Source organism: Acinetobacter sp. GW821-FHT01C12 (assembly GCF_059422625.1).
This window is the reverse complement of the sequence record NZ_JBWKXD010000001.1, coordinates 133,337-149,065: the sequence shown is the minus strand read 5'-3', so window position 1 is coordinate 149,065 and position 15,729 is coordinate 133,337. Positions and strand designations below refer to the sequence as shown.

Sequence of the window (15,729 nt, the reverse complement as noted above, 5' to 3'; positions counted from 1 at the left end):
TTAAAAATGAATTCCTTTTCTTTTAATTTAAATGCAAAAAACAACTTAAAAATTTAAATTTATATTTGCGCGATTTGTTGATGCAGACTTTGTAAAAATAAATCCGCTTCAGCTTTGGTTTGGCACTTTTTATGATATAAGCCATTGGCATTTTGATTGTGCGGTGTATATTCTATACTTATAGAAAAATTTTGCGTAATCATATCTTTAGAAACATGTATTGCGATAATATGCAGTGAATTTAGGTAAAAACCATCTTCTATTTTAACCAGCATTTTAAGCCTCAAACCTTATAACACACAGAGAGTAAGACAAAAAAGCCCATCTTTTGATGAGCTTTTTGTTTAAATATTTTAAACTTAAGCATACTTCAATTTAGCCAGTATTTAAAATTTTTGATTATTTATTGTGTAACAAAAGGAATATCTACTAAGAATTTTCTTGAACAATACAATAAAAAAAACTAACACATCATCAAAATTCAGCTTTAGATTGTCCGACATTTTTTTGATTGATCAAATTGCTTTGGTGTTAGATTGAATAAATCGTGATACTTATCACATTTCATAATAAAAGTTATTTTATCTAAATCTCTTTTATGGAGGTTGTTAATATGAATTATTTGATTATTCTAAATTCATCACAAGTACATCATTTAGATGAAGTCCATAAGCTTATCTGTGACTACGATGCTTCGATTCGGGTGAACCCTTCCACTTGGCTGATCAATACCAGCTATGAAGCCAACATCATTCGCCAACATTTAGCGAGTATTATTAGCATTCATGACTCTCTGTTAGTTTTTAAGATTGATGGTGAACATTCATTTACCAATGATTTGGATTTAAATGACTGGATGGAGGATATAAACAGTAAAAGTATGATTCGTGTCTAAAGCTCATTCCGCTAAATTGCTATAACTAAGGCTTAAATAAACATGATTTTTCATGTTTGAAGTGCTTTAGCATTGATGTCACATATCGAAAGCCACGATAACAAGCGACTAAATATCGTTTGAAAACATAAATGAATAAATTGCAGGAAAACAATCAACACGAATAAAGACGAAAAGATTATAGCTTTATATCATTTCAAAGATAATGATAAATCCTTGAAAGCTGAATACACGACCTCACGTCCAAGGATATTTAATTAAGCAGCTTTAGTTTTACTTAGCATCTTCAACAAACTCTTTAAAGTCAGCTTTACGTATTTTTGCATGAATCCCCTTGGTCTTATCAACCACTTGCGATACTTCAAAATCAGTAGCAGCACTCAGATAGGCATAAGCAATCGCTTCATCAATACCATATTCTTGATTTAAAAAACGAATCGCTTCACGTGTAGATTTTTTCATTGCTTCGTCTAAATCTTCATCTAATCCTGGTGTAATCCAGAATTCAGCATTCTCTGCTAATGGCTGTACGATTTCTTTACCTGGAATCTTATCTTTGCCTGTTTTTAATAAAGTGAACTTGAGTGTTGCTCTTGCTGAAGCTTCTAATGCAGTTAATGCAACTTCGCCATCACCTTGGGCAAAATGACTATCACCTGTATAGAACAATGCACCCGGCACTTGTACTGGGTAATATGCAGTTGATCCAGCACCTAACTCATTTATATCAATATTACCGCCATACATCGCTGGTGGTACTGAATGAACTGGCTGTGATGTATTCGGTGCGACCCCCATAATGCCCATAAACGGGCTTAGCGGGAAACGAATCGATTTACCTGATTGTGTTTTTAGTACCCCCTCATATTCACCCTTGGCATTTTTTTCTATTGGGGTAAAGACTGAAACGTTTCCATATCGCTCAGGATGTTCAGCCGAAGCATTTTCTTGTTGAGGTCTTTTAGGAAATTCGCCCACTAAAGCACCTTTACCATGACGATTTGAAATGACGCCATAGGGAACACGAGGCTCTACTTTAATGACTTCTACTTTTAAAATATCACCAGCTTGTGCACCTTGAATCTCAATTGGGCCAGTCACAATATGAGGTCCATCTTTATGAAAATCATGTTTTAGAGAAGATTTTGTAATATTTTTTGCTTCATCTAAAATGTATTCATCTTTCACCCCTTTTGATTTAAAGAATTTTTCCGCATCCCGCCCTTGATCTTCAAGTAAGCCTTCATGTGAAACTGTATCAAAAGTCACCACACTCCCCGACGGAACAGAAATCACAGGCTTGGCATCTTTATTCGGTAAGTAACCCCAAGTAATCGTGTTTAAAGTCGAAGGTACATAATAATTGCCTTTGTATTCACCGTCTTTTAATTGAACAGGCTTATTGGATAATTGCTTAAGAACAGTAAAACTTTCAGCATGAACGACTGAAGTACTGATAGCACTGAAAATAAACAGTGAAAGAACCGTGTGCTTAAACATAAAAATACCTTTAATAATTGAAAAATAAAAATATTGCAAAGGTGTTTTCAGCAAATTTCATGCCACGGTAAAATTACTTTAATCTGTTCATTTCAATAGCTATTGCGCCAATTGTTTACAATTAGTCGGTCTATTCAAGTGCATAAATAATGAAATGCCCGTAAATATCTTATTTTTGAGTGGGTTTTAAAGTGTTTAATTTTAATGTGTACAGTTTTCTCTCAAGCTATTCAGCTTCTTTCATAAGTCCTTTTTAGAATGATATGCCAACATAAATCCCCCCTCATCCTCGCCTTCGCTTAAAGGGAGCAAGAACTTTCAATGCCAATATGATTCACTCAATACGATATTTTTTGATTGATGAATTACAAATAAAAAACCCCACCAAATGGTGGGGCTATTTACGTCACAATTCTATTTAACTTCTTTCACTGTAAAAGATTTATCTTTAGCAAGTTCAATGGTTCCTTCATCGCCTTTAGAATGAATTGAAACACCATTGTCACCTTCTAAACGCATACCGCTTCCAGCAGGTACTTCTTTCAATGAATAGTTATTTCCATCGCTATCCGTTAATGTCGCTGTAACAAAATTATCACTGGTCTTAAGTGTAAATTGTTTCTTATCAGCGGTTTCATATTTTACCGTTTTTTCAGCTGACTCATTTTTATCAACAGCAACGGCACTACTACTTACCTCATTATCAGGAGATGTCGCTTTATCTTTGTCTTTTGCACTACACCCAGCAACAAAAACAACAGCTAAAAAAGATGAAATTAATAATAATTTTTTCATGTTTAATCTCGAATAAATATGGAAGTTATGTTCTAACATAGCGCTTTAGAGCAATCCAACCACTTATTGCGAATAACTACTTGTTGCCTACACAAATCATAACTATCACTTAGAACCTTATACATTTTAAACTTGAATTTTGTTTTAATTTAAATATTTAGTTTTATTCTTTGATCAATGAATAGGGGCCATTAAACCCAGATAAGCGCTGTCATTGCCAATTAGAACGAGACGGTTGTATATCATTAAAGAAAATTACTCGGCTATCTTAGCTTATGCCTACAGTATGATTTCTTATAGAGAAAGCCTAAAAATTACTTGAATTAGATATAAAAATCTAAATAAAACTTTGCTTTAAAATTAATAATTCTCCCACTTTTCGATATCTTTTAATTGTGAAATAGAGCCTAAAGAATCAAAGATCTATCTATAAAATGTTTGTCTAATCTCAAACAAGACTTTGTCTTTACAATAAAAAAGACGCTTTAAGCGTCTTAGCATAAACATGATTTCGATTTCGACCAGTACATCATATCAATCAGCCCACTGTATCAGTGGGCGGTGGATTAACTGTCCTTATCGACTGAATGTGGCGTTGTTGTTTGATCTTGCTTTTGTGTATCTGTATCTCTTTTTTGACACGCTGTTAAGCCGATCAACATAGCTAAACTCAAAATTGAAAATATTTTCATAGTTCGCTCAGTTTTGCTTAAAAATACACCATATCAAAGTATGGACTTCTTGATGTGTATGTTGTGAAACTTACGTAACATTTCTCACAGCCTTAGCAAAATTTTAAATTTGTATAAATGACAAATTATATACACTCATCAACAATGCTTACATTTAAAAAATCTACTCAGATTATTAAGATATTTTTTAATTTTCAGAATCATAGACACATGCTTGGTTTTCTCTTTAAAAATCCATTTAATTCACCAAAATTTAGTCACTTCGTCTTAATATTAGCCAGAATTTCGATCGGTTTATTTTTCTTAACAACGGGTTATAACAAATTATTTGTAGAGAAAAATCAACAAATCATGTTGGAAACGATTGTTTCGGCAGGTATACCTTTTCCAGAAGTGACAGCTATCATTGTTTCTTTATTTGAATTTGTATTCGGGCTATTGCTAACCATAGGGTTATTTACTCAGTTAACCAGTCTTATATTGATCTTTATTTGCTTTGTAGCACTTGTAACAGTTGGCATTTATACAATCCCGCCAGGTCTTAATTTGATCACTTGGATAAGCTGGTTTTTCTATATTCATGATTTGCTTTATATTTTCATTTTACTTTTTATTTTTACAAACAAGCCAGATTCTTTCACGCTAGATAAACTTTTTTTCAAAAAATACTTTTAGAAAATAGCCACTTTTTGGAGAAGTGGGGATACACATTGTCAAACTGTATGAATCAAAATCATTTGCTTCATCGTAACAAAAAAGATGCTATTTGACTTTACATAAGATCAATATATCTTCACCGTCTTGAGTCACCATGTTATATACTATTTTAGATAAATTTACCGTAATTACCTTTGTATGTCTGACTTACAGCTTTCCTTAAGCGAATACCTTGCAACTGTTCAAGAAGTTATACGTGTAACTTTTGATGAAGCAATATGGGTAAAAGCTGAGATTAGAAATCTAAGCATCAAGGGCGGCCATTACTATTTAGAACTTGCAGAAAAGGAAGAAGATTCAGATAAAGTCATTGCCAGTTGTAAGGCAACAATCTGGAAATTCTCTGCTGCCAAAATGGTATTAAAGTTTGAACGAGAAAGTGGTGTTGAACTCTCTCGCGATCTCAATGTACTGATTAAAGTGAAAGCTGTATTTAGTCCCCAATACGGTTTTTCAGTCAATATTGAAGCAATAGATTCAAGTTATACCCTAGGTGATATCGCACGGCGTTATCAACAAATTTTAGAAAGACTGACCAGCGAAGGTCTACTCAATAAAAATAAATTACTGCCTGCCCCATTTGATATTCAAAATGTGCTCGTCATTGCTCCTGAAAATGCTGCTGGCTTGGGTGACTTTAAGAAAGATGCAGATGCTCTCGATCAAGCTGGCGTTTGTCATTTTGTCTATCATACGGCAACGTTTCAGGGGAACACTGCAGCGACAAGTATTTCAGAAGCTTTAGCAAATGCATTACGACAATGGGCGAAAGACCTCAATACCCCACCAGATCTTATTGTGATTATTCGTGGTGGAGGTGCAGTCAATGATCTGGCCTATCTCAATGACTACAATCTCGCTGCGCTACTCTGCAAACGCTCTGTTCCGATCTGGGTAGGTATAGGTCATGAAAAAGATAGAACCATTTTAGATGAAGTGGCAAACCGTTCTTTTGATACACCGAGTAAAGTGATTGGAGGTATTCGAAATCTAATCGTAGAGCGTACCCAAGATGTGCTAGATTCTCTACATAAGATTAAACTGTTATCTCAGCATCAAATCACTGCTTATCAAAGCCAGAATGATCAGTACATCAAAGTCATTAAAACGCTTTCTCAAGGACAGATCAATGAAGCAAATAAAAGTTTAGATTTGATGAAAGGTACTGTTCAATATTTGGCACAGCAACTGATTAAATTGGCATCCAATCAAGTTGAATCACTCATGCGTGAAACGCTTTTGCAAAATCCACGTCATGTAATGGCCAAAGGTTATGCTATTGTCCGTAGTGATGGTAAAGCCATTCGTTCTATTCAACAAATTTCAACTGATCACATCCAAGTAGAATTATTGGATGGTACGATCAACGCAAATGTGACACAGGTATTAAGCAATGGCTAAACAAGATTTAACGTTTAAAGAAGGTTATGACGTTCTAAAGAAAAATGCAGAATTATTAGAATCTCAAGAAGAACCTGATATTGATAATTTGATGAAGATTGTGGAAGAATCCATGTCTGCATATAAAGCCTGTAAGTCACGTGTAGATGCGGTGCAACAGGCTCTAAATGAGACTTTTAAAGAATAACTTACGAATCAGATAGAATATTTAACAAAAAAGAGAAATTACATTGAAAACAAATTTTAGCGTAGATTTAGCTCTACTTTTTACAGCCTTATCTATATTTTTATATGCATGTGGGTACTTTTATATTAAAAATTATGTTGGGTATTTTGGCTACTCCCATCACTCATTAGGCTATGATTTTCAAAACTATTTAATCACTGGTGGATTGCAAGGTGTAAAGGGACTAATGTTTAGCTTTATCCTTTTACTTTTAATATCTTTAGCAAATACATTGACAAACAAAAATATTAGTAAGTCTTTTATAAAAGGTGGGCTTTATATTGCTACTTTTTTATTTGTATTAATATTTAACATACTATTTTATACAATAATAAAACCTTTTTTATTTATTTTAAAAATACCTTATTACATCATAAGCATTTTTTCAGATTTTCTTTATCGAAAATTTCCAATTCTTTGCCATTATATTGAAATAGTACTTATTATTATCATCTTATTATTAGGTTTATTCTTTGCACTAATTACATATCCTTTAAAACTATTGTTTAGAAAAACCCACAATACTTCTAAAAATGAAATTAACTGGAATGACTCTATTGATACACAAAACATAGACAAAGGCTTTAAAGAAATTATTTATTATTACGCTTATCTAATTGTTTTTTATTTATTAATTCTAATAACTGTATTTTATTTGGCAGGTATTGAAAAGAAAGGAACTTCAGATGCTATAAATCAATTCATTTATTCAGATACTAATAGTATTTCAATAAAAGATGATAGTATTGATTATTTATTTAAATCTCAGAGATTAACCACTCCAAAATTTTTAAATGTTAAATTCATGACATGTGGCACAAATAAATGCCTGATATTAATAGATGCAAACAAAAATATAGACATTAGCTTCACAAAACAAGGATTAATAATTTTTAAAAACCCTTATTTTCACAAAACCATTTCAAATTCAGATTACACACTAATTGATTAACTTTTCTATTAATAATTTGTAAGACCTATATCAATAGGTCCAATAACATTATAACTTCTAAACAAGCTATTTCTCCTATAACAATAAGAGAAATAGCATTACAAATATAATTAAATCAAAAAATCATTAGTAATTAAACACTTAACATACTATTTAAGGTTTCACTGACATTTTTTGATTTCACTTGAGATTTTAATCCTTCAAGTGCGGCTTTTACTTCACTTCGTTGTGGTTCAGCTAATGTATACCAGCGTGTAAGGACTTGAAGTAAACGAGAGCCAACAATTGGATTCTTTTCATCCAAATACTTCGCCAAATCTACAAAATGCTGAACACCAAAACTCCATGCATTGACAGGATTGGCATTTAAACCACCGCTTACCGAACGAATACGGTTAGGTGTACCTAAATCATAATCAGCATGTGAAGTTAAATACTGAATCGTTTCAGCCGTTGCTTTCGGATGCGCTGCTTGAATCATAAACCATTGATCTAATGACAATGCTTCATCTTTAAAGCGCTTATAGAAGTCCTCTAAGGCTGCTTTTGCTTGTGGTGCATCATTCCATACTAAAACTTTAAGTGCCCCTAGTCGCTCTGACATATTCACAGAATTTTCATACTGCGCATAAGCCAAATCAAATACTGCGGTATCCCCCTGACGCGCCATAAAACTCAACATGATATTTTTCAGAGCACGAACACCCATTGCTTGTGAAAATTCATTTTGTGAATCTGGATCAAGTGATAAATATGTTTCTTTAACAAAGTCACCCAAGACTTTAGCCAATTGATTCAACAAGGCTTCACGTGCTTCATTTACAATCAAAGGATTATAATCTTGATCAATGCGACTACCCAAATAACCTTCACTTGGTACATCAAATAAGCGTGACGCCAATAGCGGGTCTTTTTCAATTACATTTGGTAAGGTCTGTTTAATTGCATCTACATAAATTTGAGCATCATGACCATTAAGCAAAATACGCTCAAGCAAAGTCTGTGTTGCTTGCCACTGGTTAAAACCATTGGTTTCATATTGCAATAAGAAGGCAAGTTCTTCATCTGAATAGTTAAATTCAAGATTTACTGGTGCTGAGAAATTACGTAATAAAGATGCTACAGGCTTTTCGGTCACACCTGTAAATTCAATACTTGCTTCTGTTTGATCAAACAAATACACCCCATCTTTTACCCCATTCTCAAATAAAGCCTCAGAATGCAAGGTGTACTGCTCACCTGTTTCTGCATTAAACAATGCTAAAGCCACTGGAATAGGTACTGCTTTTAAATTTGGATATTTAGGATGGGGTTTTAAACTTTGTTTAAAGCTTAAACGATAAGTTTGAGTACTCGCATCATATTCACCTTTCGCTTCAAGCTTTGGCGTTCCTGGTTGGTTATACCAGATTAAAAATGCAGATAAATCGACACCTGAACCCGCAGTTAAGGCAGCAACCCAATCTTCAACAGTAACCGCTTGACCATCATGACGTTGAAAATATTCATCGGTACCCTTACGGAATTTTTCCTTGCCCAATAAAGTTGACATCATGCGGTTAATTTCCGCACCTTTCTCATACACTGTCGCGGTATAGAAATTGTTGATTTCTACAAAATGATCTGGACGTGGAGGATGCGATAATGGGCCTGCATCTTCTGGGAATTGATGCGCTTTAAGTACAGCAACATCGTCAATACGTTGTACTGCAGCCGATTGTAAATCTTCTGAAAAAGACTGATCACGGAAAACTGTTAAGCCTTCTTTTAAACACAATTGGAACCAATCACGGCAAGTAATACGGTTACCTGTCCAGTTATGGAAATATTCATGAGCAATTACAGACTGTACACGCATGATTGCGGCATCAGTGGTATATTCTTCATCAGCAAGCACACATGATGTATTGAAAATATTTAAACCTTTATTTTCCATTGCACCCATATTGAACTGACTGGTTGCCACAATCATATAATTGTCTAGATCGTATGCACGTCCATAATGTTCTTCATCCCAACGCATAGAATGCTTTAATGCTTCCATCGCAATATGACATTTTGGGATATCTTTTTCTTCTGCATAGATTTCTAAAGCCACATCACGACCTTCTGAAGTGGTATAACGGTCTTTTAAAACTGCTAAATCACCAATCACACAAGCAAATAAATAGGCTGGTTTTTTGGTTGGATCTTCCCAAATGGTATAATGGCGCTCATCACCAGTTTTACCCGCTTCAATCAAGTTACCATTTGCCAAAAGCACAGGATATTTGTTATCGGCTTCTACACGAGTGGTAAACACAGATAAGACATCTGGACGGTCAGGATAGAACGTAATTTTACGGAAACCTTCTGGCTCATTTTGAGTGACAAATAAATCACTCCCCGCAAGATATAATCCTTCGAGTTGTGTATTGGTTTCAGGATGAATGACCACAGATGTTTCAACGATGGCTTCATCTGGTGCATTGGCAATCACCAATTGCTCAGAATCAAGCTTATACTCACTTTCAGTAAGCTGCTTACCATTAATAGAAATTGATTTAAGCTCAAGATCACGTCCAAGCAATACCATATCTCCTGCTGCTTGGCGTTTCATGACTAATTTGCTGTTTACGTTGGTATGGTCATCATAAACTTGGATATCGAGATTGATTGAATCTACAACATATGAAGGTTTTTGATAATCTTTTAGATATATAGTTTGATCTGCTTCAACTACTGGGTTTGCCGCGATATTCATATGATGTCCTAATCCTATTGTTGAGCTTCGACTTGTTATCGTGAGCTTGATCATCAATCAAATTTCACAAAGTGTCTGTTCTGTACTGTTGATTAATTTCTATATGGGTCTAGTTGAAATTAATTTCAATTGTTGGAATGCAAAAAACGTGCGAGATGGCCTATATTTATACAACAATTTATCCTGTAAATTAGAAATGATGCTTATGAAAATTAATGCAATAAAAAGCAAACAAGATTTTTTAACATTTTTAGATAATCTCAAACAAGATCATCTTGAAAATATTCAACAATGGGAAAATAAAGATTTGCAAAGCTTTTTAGCAGCAATGCACAATTGGGTGGAAGATATGGAGGGTTTTTATGCAAATACCCAACAGCCACAACCAGAGTGCATCCCATGGAAAATTTTTGCAGATATTTTAATGGCTGCAAAAATCTATGAATAATAACAAGAAAAACTTTGAGGAAAGAGTATGAAATTGCTTAGGCTATTTATAACTATAATGAGTCTTCTCCCTTTGCCTGTTTATGCAAAGCAAACTACCCCATATTTTTGCTTTAAAGAAAGTCAAAACAACGTAGACGAATTGTCAACAGATCCCAACTTTCTGCTTATTTCTGAGGAAGAATTTCCAAAAGTCAAAACAGTTCAATATTATCCTTATATGAAAAAAATCTCGTTAAAATTTACCCACTATGATGCTGTTGACACGGCACAAGGTAGACCAAGTGAATTTCACGATTTCTATAAAGAAATAATCAATCAGAAAGAAACAGGAACTTATGAAATCGTTTATCAAGGTGCTGTGCTTTACAATGTCAATTACACCAGCAAAAAAACCAAGAAAATGACCCAATTCAACAGATTCTATCCTGATGATGGACAAATTTTTCAAAAACTTAAGCAAAATGGAGTTGAATGCTTTTAACGGTATTTTTACAAAGAAAAACTTAGAATAATGCCTTCTTTATCTGAAATTATGGATAATGGCTGTAAATGAAACAAAGATATGGAATTATGAAGTTGCGAACCTTGCTCAGTGTATGTGGTTTTACTTTGTTGAGTCTAAGTACCATCAGCCACGCAAATCCTGAGTTTCTCCCCCCAGATCAAGCTTTTCAATTCTCTGCGGAATCAATTTCAGAAAATAAAGCACAATTGAAATGGACAGTTGCACCTCACTATTACCTTTATCATGATCAATTTAAAGTAACGGTCAACAATAAAGCTGTACCTTTAAGCCTCCCAAAAGGTCATATTAAAGATGATCCAACTTTTGGGAAAACAGAAGTTCATTATGAAAATGTGACTACACAGATTCAGGTCAAACCAAATTCACAATATTTAGTGATGTATCAGGGTTGTTCTGCTGATGGTTTATGTTATCCATTACTAAGAAAAACCATTGCAACTGATGCAGATGGCTTATTACCACAAAGCAATACATCGTCTAAGCACCTATTCAATAATAATTCAAATAGCACATTACTCAATCAGCCTGATACTGTCCCAGCTCAAGATAAAAAGCTCAAAGAAAACGCTGAAACTAAAGCCAATTCAACTGCTGAAAAACCAGTTCCAAACAAAGTATTGGATGACCAAACTACTACTCAGCCTGGACAAAAAACTGCCAATGAAACAGATAACACTGCAAATCTAATCGCCCCCAATGCTTCTGTTGCAAGTAGCAGTGCAATTACAGATACGGAAAATCCTGCTGATTTAAACAGCAATACGGACACTAAAAACAATACATCGTCATTACAATGGAATGATGATCAATCATTCTTTAAACTATTGTCTAAAGATTCTCTGTTTCTAAATTTATTGGTGTTTTTCGGTTTAGGTATTTTACTGGCGTTTTTACCCTGTTCGCTGCCACTTATTCCAATTCTCTCTGGCATCATCATTCAGCGCGCGAAAGGTTATAAAGCTGTTGTGATTGCCTTGTGTTTTGTAGTGAGTATGGCGGTGGTTTACGCCATTATGGGGATTGTGGTTGCTGAAATTGGTTATAGCTTTCAACGTTGGTTCCAAAGCCCTTGGATTGTTTCATTATTTGCAGTTTTATTTGTTGTATTAGCTTTAAATTTATTTGGTCTATATCAATTAAACTTACCACAATTCATCACCAATAAATTAAGTCATCTGCAAAATAATCAAAAAGCTGGGACAGTGCTCGGTGCTTTAGTTATGGGTGCATTATCAGCACTTATTGTTGGCCCTTGTATGAGTGCCCCACTTGCTGGTGCATTATTATTTGTTTCACAAACTCAAAGTGCTGTATTAGGTGGCTTGTACTTATTTATTCTCGGTCTAGGTATCGGTTTACCTTTATTTATCGCCAGTGTATTTGGTTCTAAATTATTACCAAAACCAGGTAAATGGATGGATCGGATTAAAGTCAGTTTTGGCTTTATTATGCTGATGGTTGCATTGTACTTTATTCGCCCTATGCTGCCTTCGACTGTATATGCTGCAATTTTTGCCTTGCTGTGTATTGCATTGGCAATCTATCTCTTTATTGCTCTACGTGACAGTGAAAAAACGGTTAATAAAGTTATTCTTGCCATTATCGCAATAGCCAGTTTAATAGCTGGTTTTTGGAATATTCAACAAAGTTATTCTGCTTATCAAATTCAACATAGCCAAACAGAACATTTAGTTTGGAATAAAGTGACCACCGCTGAACAATTAGAACAGGCTTTGGTCAATGCTAAACAGCAAGGCAAACCCATCATTATTGATGTCTATGCGGACTGGTGTGTGGCGTGTCAACCGATTGAAAAAGAGGTATTCCCACGTACCGATGTACAAGAGGCATTGAAAAACTTCACCCTCATCCAATTAGACTTAACCGAATACAACGCCTCACAAGACATCATTTTAAAACAACGTGAAATTTTAGGTCCGCCAACCATGCTGTTTTTAAATAGCAATGCAGAAGAAATCCGTGAATTGCGCTTTACAGGTACCTTCTCAGCGCCACAACTTATTCAACAAACTGAAAAAATACACACAGGACGTTAAGCACACTCTCCATGATCACTGCACAAGCAATTCATTTAGGACCGATTATGTTGCCATGGGGATTAACCATCCTCATGCTTGCGATACTGATGAGTGTGGTAATTGGAAAGTTTAGCTTTCAATATTTTGCTGTTTCAGATTTACAGTGGTCTGCGTTTAAAGACTCGATTTGGTCTGCATTCTTGGTCGGCTTGTTATCTGCACGACTGGGCTTTGTCTTACTCAATTTAGATGTTTATTTAGAGCATCCAATTGAAATATTGAAGATTCAAGATAAAGGTTTTCATCTTTATGTGGGAATTGCTTGTGCTGGGCTATGGATGATTTGGAAAAATCGATCTCTAAAGAAAAGCTTTATTGCACTATGCTTTGCAGCTTTTGCCATGTTTTTCATTTCAGGGCAATATTTCTATCAACAGGTACAATTGCAATACCAACAATTTCCTCAAGTCAATTTAGTGAATCTTCAACAAGAGCATGTTGAGCTGACTCAGTTCCTCGGCAAACCCACTGTAATTAATCTTTGGGCTAGTTGGTGTCCGCCTTGCAGACGTGAAATGCCAGTGTTAAATGATGCTCAACAACGATACCCCAATGTGCAATTTGTCTTTATTAATCAAAATGAAGATGCCAAAACTGTACAAACGTATTTGCAACAACACAAACTTAATTTGCATTGGACTTTACTGGACTTTGACGGCGTAACGGCACAAAAAATGGGAATGTTTGGCTTACCCAGCACTTTATTTTTTAATGCACAAGGTAAATTAATCGATACACATATGGGTGAACTTACCCATGCAGCACTTCACCAAAAAGTTCAAAGGATAGTTTCGAAATAATTTATTTCATTGGCATTGATTAAAGAATTATTGCTTTTAACCTTAGGAGTCATCTTGATGATTGATTTAAAAACACTCGGTATTTATTCGCTTGGTTTGGTATTAAGTGGCTCTTTGTTTGCTGCTGATGCAAATTTCCTTAAAAATAAATTGGAAAAAGAAGGTTATAACTTTGTTAAGCAAATAGATGCACCCGAGGGTTTAGAAGGTTGGACGGGCTATAAAGATGAATATCCATCGACAATCTTTATTTCAAAAGATCAAAAGCACTATATCGTTGGTGACCTATTTAACGCTTCAGGAAAAAATTTAACCGAAGAAGCGATTAACACCCATGTTAAAGGTGCAGTATTAGATGAAATTTGGAAAAGCCTAGAAAAATCAAGTTGGATTCAAGACGGCGATCGCAATGCGCCAAAAGTCGTTTATGTATTTAATGACCCAAACTGCCCCTACTGTCATACCTTTTGGCAACAAGCACGTCCCTATGTAGATTCAGGAAAAGTTCAATTACGTCATATTATGGTTGGAGTCATTCGTCCAAGCAGTAAAGGACAAGCCGCAACGATTTTAAACAATGCCAATCCTGCAGAAATTTTTAAACAATACAATTTAAGCAACGGTAAGAATAAATTGGTGGAAATGAAAAGCATTCCTAAGGTGTTATCTGAAAAGTTAGATGAAAATACCAAACTGATGGATAAATACGGTTTTTATGCCACCCCTGCAATGGTATGGAAAGATGCAAAAGGTGAAATTCAAAGCCAGCAAGGCGCACCGAAAGACATTAAAAAGTTATTTGATTAAGCGATGATAAAAATGAGTGATTAAAACCCACTCATTTTTGATTAAGGGTTTTTATATTTAAAATGAATTGAGTGACATGCAGTTTTATTTTAACTCTTAAACCATTGTTTCACTTGAAATTTGATAATTTAAAATTTATCGTGGTTTTATTTTTGAGAGATCGTTTAACAATTCCATAAGCTGCTGGATTTTCTCTGCACCATATTGTGTTTGAATATCTGTATAGCTTTCTTCCATTTTCACCGCTTGCGTCTCAAAGTATCTTTTACCTTCATCGCTCAGCTGAATCAAACTCACTCGTTGATCATGTAGATCTTTTCGTTTCTTAATCAGATTTTGATCAAGCATACGATTTAAAATCCCCGTTAGACTGGGTCTTAAAATGCATGCCAAATCAGCCAAGTGGTTATTTTCAAGTTCATCATATTGATAAAGTACAGAAATCACACGCCATTGCTGCTCAGTCAAACCCATTTCATTTAAAATCGGTCTAAAATGCATCATTGTAGCTTCTCGCGCTTGTAACAAAGCTAAAGTCAGAGATGGCGATACGCGAATCGGTTTCATAAAAATCCTTTAAATAAAAAATTAACAGATAGATTAATCACTTGATTAATTAAAGAATTTCTTCAATACATATATTGCAATAGCCTCACGATTTGACTGATGAGTGAATTCATACAAATCCATATTCTCTTGACTACAAAATGATATTAAAAATTTATACTGCTCATGCGAACAATCTTACAGTAACAACATTTGCCTAAAATAAAAATATTGTGGTAATGCTTGTTGCATATCATAAAAAATCATCAATAAAATGAATGACTCACTTTATTTATATGATTGTAGTATATAGCAAAATTTTCAGCTTTTGTTCAAGTGCTTCAGCCTGTTTGGCTTTATCCACGATCTTGAATTGCCCTGCTATTCTTTTTAAAATTCTGCGCAAAAACGAATGCTGGTTGATTTTTCTGTTTCTTTTTTGAGTGGTTATTTTTTTTAATCGTCTTGCTATCTTTTTCCGATATTCAGGCAAATAAAATCCATAAAAAATGCATTAAAAAACTCGCAATTAAGCGAGTTTAGGGTGCGTCAATCATACAATTGACGCTTAAAGCCACAC

16 protein-coding genes are annotated in these 15,729 nt (G+C 34.5%); 10 read left to right on the top strand and 6 right to left on the bottom strand.

All coding sequences use genetic code 11. The features are described 5' to 3' along the window. Positions 1–59: 59 nt before the first annotated feature. Positions 60–275: a hypothetical protein gene (locus tag AC07WY_RS00705; protein WP_034617245.1), complete on the bottom strand. Its 216-nt coding sequence runs from the start codon at positions 273–275 to the stop codon at positions 60–62. Between the two features lie 338 nt (positions 276–613). On the opposite strand from AC07WY_RS00705, the gene AC07WY_RS00700 reads away from it, so the two are divergent. Next, entirely contained in the window at positions 614–895 is a 282-nt protein-coding gene (locus AC07WY_RS00700) for a hypothetical protein (RefSeq protein ID WP_004719854.1), read from the top strand. 273 nt (positions 896–1,168) lie between these two features. Here the strand turns inward: AC07WY_RS00700 and AC07WY_RS00695 are convergent, their stop codons facing one another. From AC07WY_RS00695 to AC07WY_RS00685, 3 genes are all read right to left on the bottom strand, one after another. Continuing rightward, a complete protein-coding gene (locus AC07WY_RS00695) occupies positions 1,169–2,395 on the bottom strand; it encodes an acetamidase/formamidase family protein (RefSeq protein ID WP_419335628.1) in 1,227 nt (408 codons plus the stop codon). Positions 2,396–2,809: 414 nt separating this feature from the next. Then, complete coding sequence (locus tag AC07WY_RS00690; protein ID WP_494735481.1) at positions 2,810–3,190, bottom strand: NADPH-dependent 7-cyano-7-deazaguanine reductase; 381 nt, start codon at positions 3,188–3,190, stop codon at positions 2,810–2,812. 566 nt (positions 3,191–3,756) lie between these two features. After that, the gene (locus AC07WY_RS00685) at positions 3,757–3,882 is read right to left on the bottom strand and encodes a hypothetical protein (RefSeq protein ID WP_004821939.1); all 126 of its coding nucleotides are present in this window, start codon (positions 3,880–3,882) and stop codon (positions 3,757–3,759) included. Positions 3,883–4,092: 210 nt separating this feature from the next. On the opposite strand from AC07WY_RS00685, the gene AC07WY_RS00680 reads away from it, so the two are divergent. The 4 genes from AC07WY_RS00680 (at position 4,093) to AC07WY_RS00665 (ending at position 7,178) form a co-directional block, all read left to right on the top strand. Beyond that, the gene (locus AC07WY_RS00680) at positions 4,093–4,557 is read left to right on the top strand and encodes a DoxX family protein (RefSeq protein WP_494735480.1); all 465 of its coding nucleotides are present in this window, start codon (positions 4,093–4,095) and stop codon (positions 4,555–4,557) included. 180 nt (positions 4,558–4,737) lie between these two features. Next, complete coding sequence (gene xseA / locus AC07WY_RS00675; RefSeq protein ID WP_419338174.1) at positions 4,738–6,000, top strand: exodeoxyribonuclease VII large subunit; 1,263 nt, start codon at positions 4,738–4,740, stop codon at positions 5,998–6,000. Next, a complete protein-coding gene (gene xseB / locus AC07WY_RS00670) occupies positions 5,993–6,187 on the top strand; it encodes an exodeoxyribonuclease VII small subunit (RefSeq protein WP_034615548.1) in 195 nt (64 codons plus the stop codon). The genes xseA and xseB overlap by 8 nt, the downstream gene beginning before the upstream one ends. A gap of 43 nt (positions 6,188–6,230) precedes the next feature. Continuing rightward, positions 6,231–7,178 carry a hypothetical protein gene (locus AC07WY_RS00665; RefSeq protein WP_262086204.1) on the top strand — a complete coding sequence of 316 codons (948 nt, stop codon included), beginning with the start codon at positions 6,231–6,233 and terminating at the stop codon, positions 7,176–7,178. Between the two features lie 133 nt (positions 7,179–7,311). On the opposite strand, the gene pepN is transcribed toward AC07WY_RS00665, so the two are convergent. Beyond that, positions 7,312–9,921 carry an aminopeptidase N gene (gene pepN, locus AC07WY_RS00660; protein WP_494735479.1) on the bottom strand — a complete coding sequence of 870 codons (2,610 nt, stop codon included), beginning with the start codon at positions 9,919–9,921 and terminating at the stop codon, positions 7,312–7,314. 205 nt (positions 9,922–10,126) lie between these two features. Here pepN and AC07WY_RS00655 point away from each other — a divergent pair, with 205 nt between their 5' ends. From AC07WY_RS00655 to dsbG, 5 genes are all read left to right on the top strand, one after another. Next, the gene (locus tag AC07WY_RS00655; protein ID WP_227504254.1) at positions 10,127–10,369 is read left to right on the top strand and encodes a DUF7660 family protein; all 243 of its coding nucleotides are present in this window, start codon (positions 10,127–10,129) and stop codon (positions 10,367–10,369) included. Between the two features lie 27 nt (positions 10,370–10,396). After that, entirely contained in the window at positions 10,397–10,852 is a 456-nt protein-coding gene (locus AC07WY_RS00650; protein ID WP_494735478.1) for a hypothetical protein, read from the top strand. Between the two features lie 68 nt (positions 10,853–10,920). Next, complete coding sequence (dsbD, locus tag AC07WY_RS00645) at positions 10,921–12,954, top strand: protein-disulfide reductase DsbD (protein WP_494735477.1); 2,034 nt, start codon at positions 10,921–10,923, stop codon at positions 12,952–12,954. Between the two features lie 11 nt (positions 12,955–12,965). After that, on the top strand, positions 12,966–13,796 hold the full coding sequence (locus AC07WY_RS00640) for a TlpA disulfide reductase family protein (RefSeq protein WP_262086211.1): 831 nt from the start codon (positions 12,966–12,968) through the stop codon (positions 13,794–13,796). Between the two features lie 57 nt (positions 13,797–13,853). Continuing rightward, a complete protein-coding gene (gene dsbG / locus AC07WY_RS00635) occupies positions 13,854–14,603 on the top strand; it encodes a thiol:disulfide interchange protein DsbG (protein WP_494735476.1) in 750 nt (249 codons plus the stop codon). A gap of 135 nt (positions 14,604–14,738) precedes the next feature. Here the strand turns inward: dsbG and hpaR are convergent, their stop codons facing one another. Beyond that, positions 14,739–15,170: a homoprotocatechuate degradation operon regulator HpaR gene (hpaR, locus tag AC07WY_RS00630; RefSeq protein WP_004821962.1), complete on the bottom strand. Its 432-nt coding sequence runs from the start codon at positions 15,168–15,170 to the stop codon at positions 14,739–14,741. Between the last annotated feature and the right edge of the window lie 559 nt (positions 15,171–15,729).

Coding starts and splice junctions, on each gene's coding strand:
- AC07WY_RS00705 (WP_034617245.1), bottom strand. CDS start 275: ATGCTGGTTAAAATAGAAGATGGTTTTTACCTAAATTCACTGCATATT.
- AC07WY_RS00700 (WP_004719854.1), top strand. CDS start 614: ATGAATTATTTGATTATTCTAAATTCATCACAAGTACATCATTTAGAT.
- AC07WY_RS00695 (WP_419335628.1), bottom strand. CDS start 2,395: ATGTTTAAGCACACGGTTCTTTCACTGTTTATTTTCAGTGCTATCAGT.
- AC07WY_RS00690 (WP_494735481.1), bottom strand. CDS start 3,190: ATGAAAAAATTATTATTAATTTCATCTTTTTTAGCTGTTGTTTTTGTT.
- AC07WY_RS00685 (WP_004821939.1), bottom strand. CDS start 3,882: ATGAAAATATTTTCAATTTTGAGTTTAGCTATGTTGATCGGCTTAACA.
- AC07WY_RS00680 (WP_494735480.1), top strand. CDS start 4,093: ATGCTTGGTTTTCTCTTTAAAAATCCATTTAATTCACCAAAATTTAGT.
- xseA (WP_419338174.1), top strand. CDS start 4,738: ATGTCTGACTTACAGCTTTCCTTAAGCGAATACCTTGCAACTGTTCAA.
- xseB (WP_034615548.1), top strand. CDS start 5,993: ATGGCTAAACAAGATTTAACGTTTAAAGAAGGTTATGACGTTCTAAAG.
- pepN (WP_494735479.1), bottom strand. CDS start 9,921: ATGAATATCGCGGCAAACCCAGTAGTTGAAGCAGATCAAACTATATAT.
- AC07WY_RS00655 (WP_227504254.1), top strand. CDS start 10,127: ATGAAAATTAATGCAATAAAAAGCAAACAAGATTTTTTAACATTTTTA.
- AC07WY_RS00650 (WP_494735478.1), top strand. CDS start 10,397: ATGAAATTGCTTAGGCTATTTATAACTATAATGAGTCTTCTCCCTTTG.
- dsbD (WP_494735477.1), top strand. CDS start 10,921: ATGAAACAAAGATATGGAATTATGAAGTTGCGAACCTTGCTCAGTGTA.
- AC07WY_RS00640 (WP_262086211.1), top strand. CDS start 12,966: ATGATCACTGCACAAGCAATTCATTTAGGACCGATTATGTTGCCATGG.
- dsbG (WP_494735476.1), top strand. CDS start 13,854: ATGATTGATTTAAAAACACTCGGTATTTATTCGCTTGGTTTGGTATTA.
- hpaR (WP_004821962.1), bottom strand. CDS start 15,170: ATGAAACCGATTCGCGTATCGCCATCTCTGACTTTAGCTTTGTTACAA.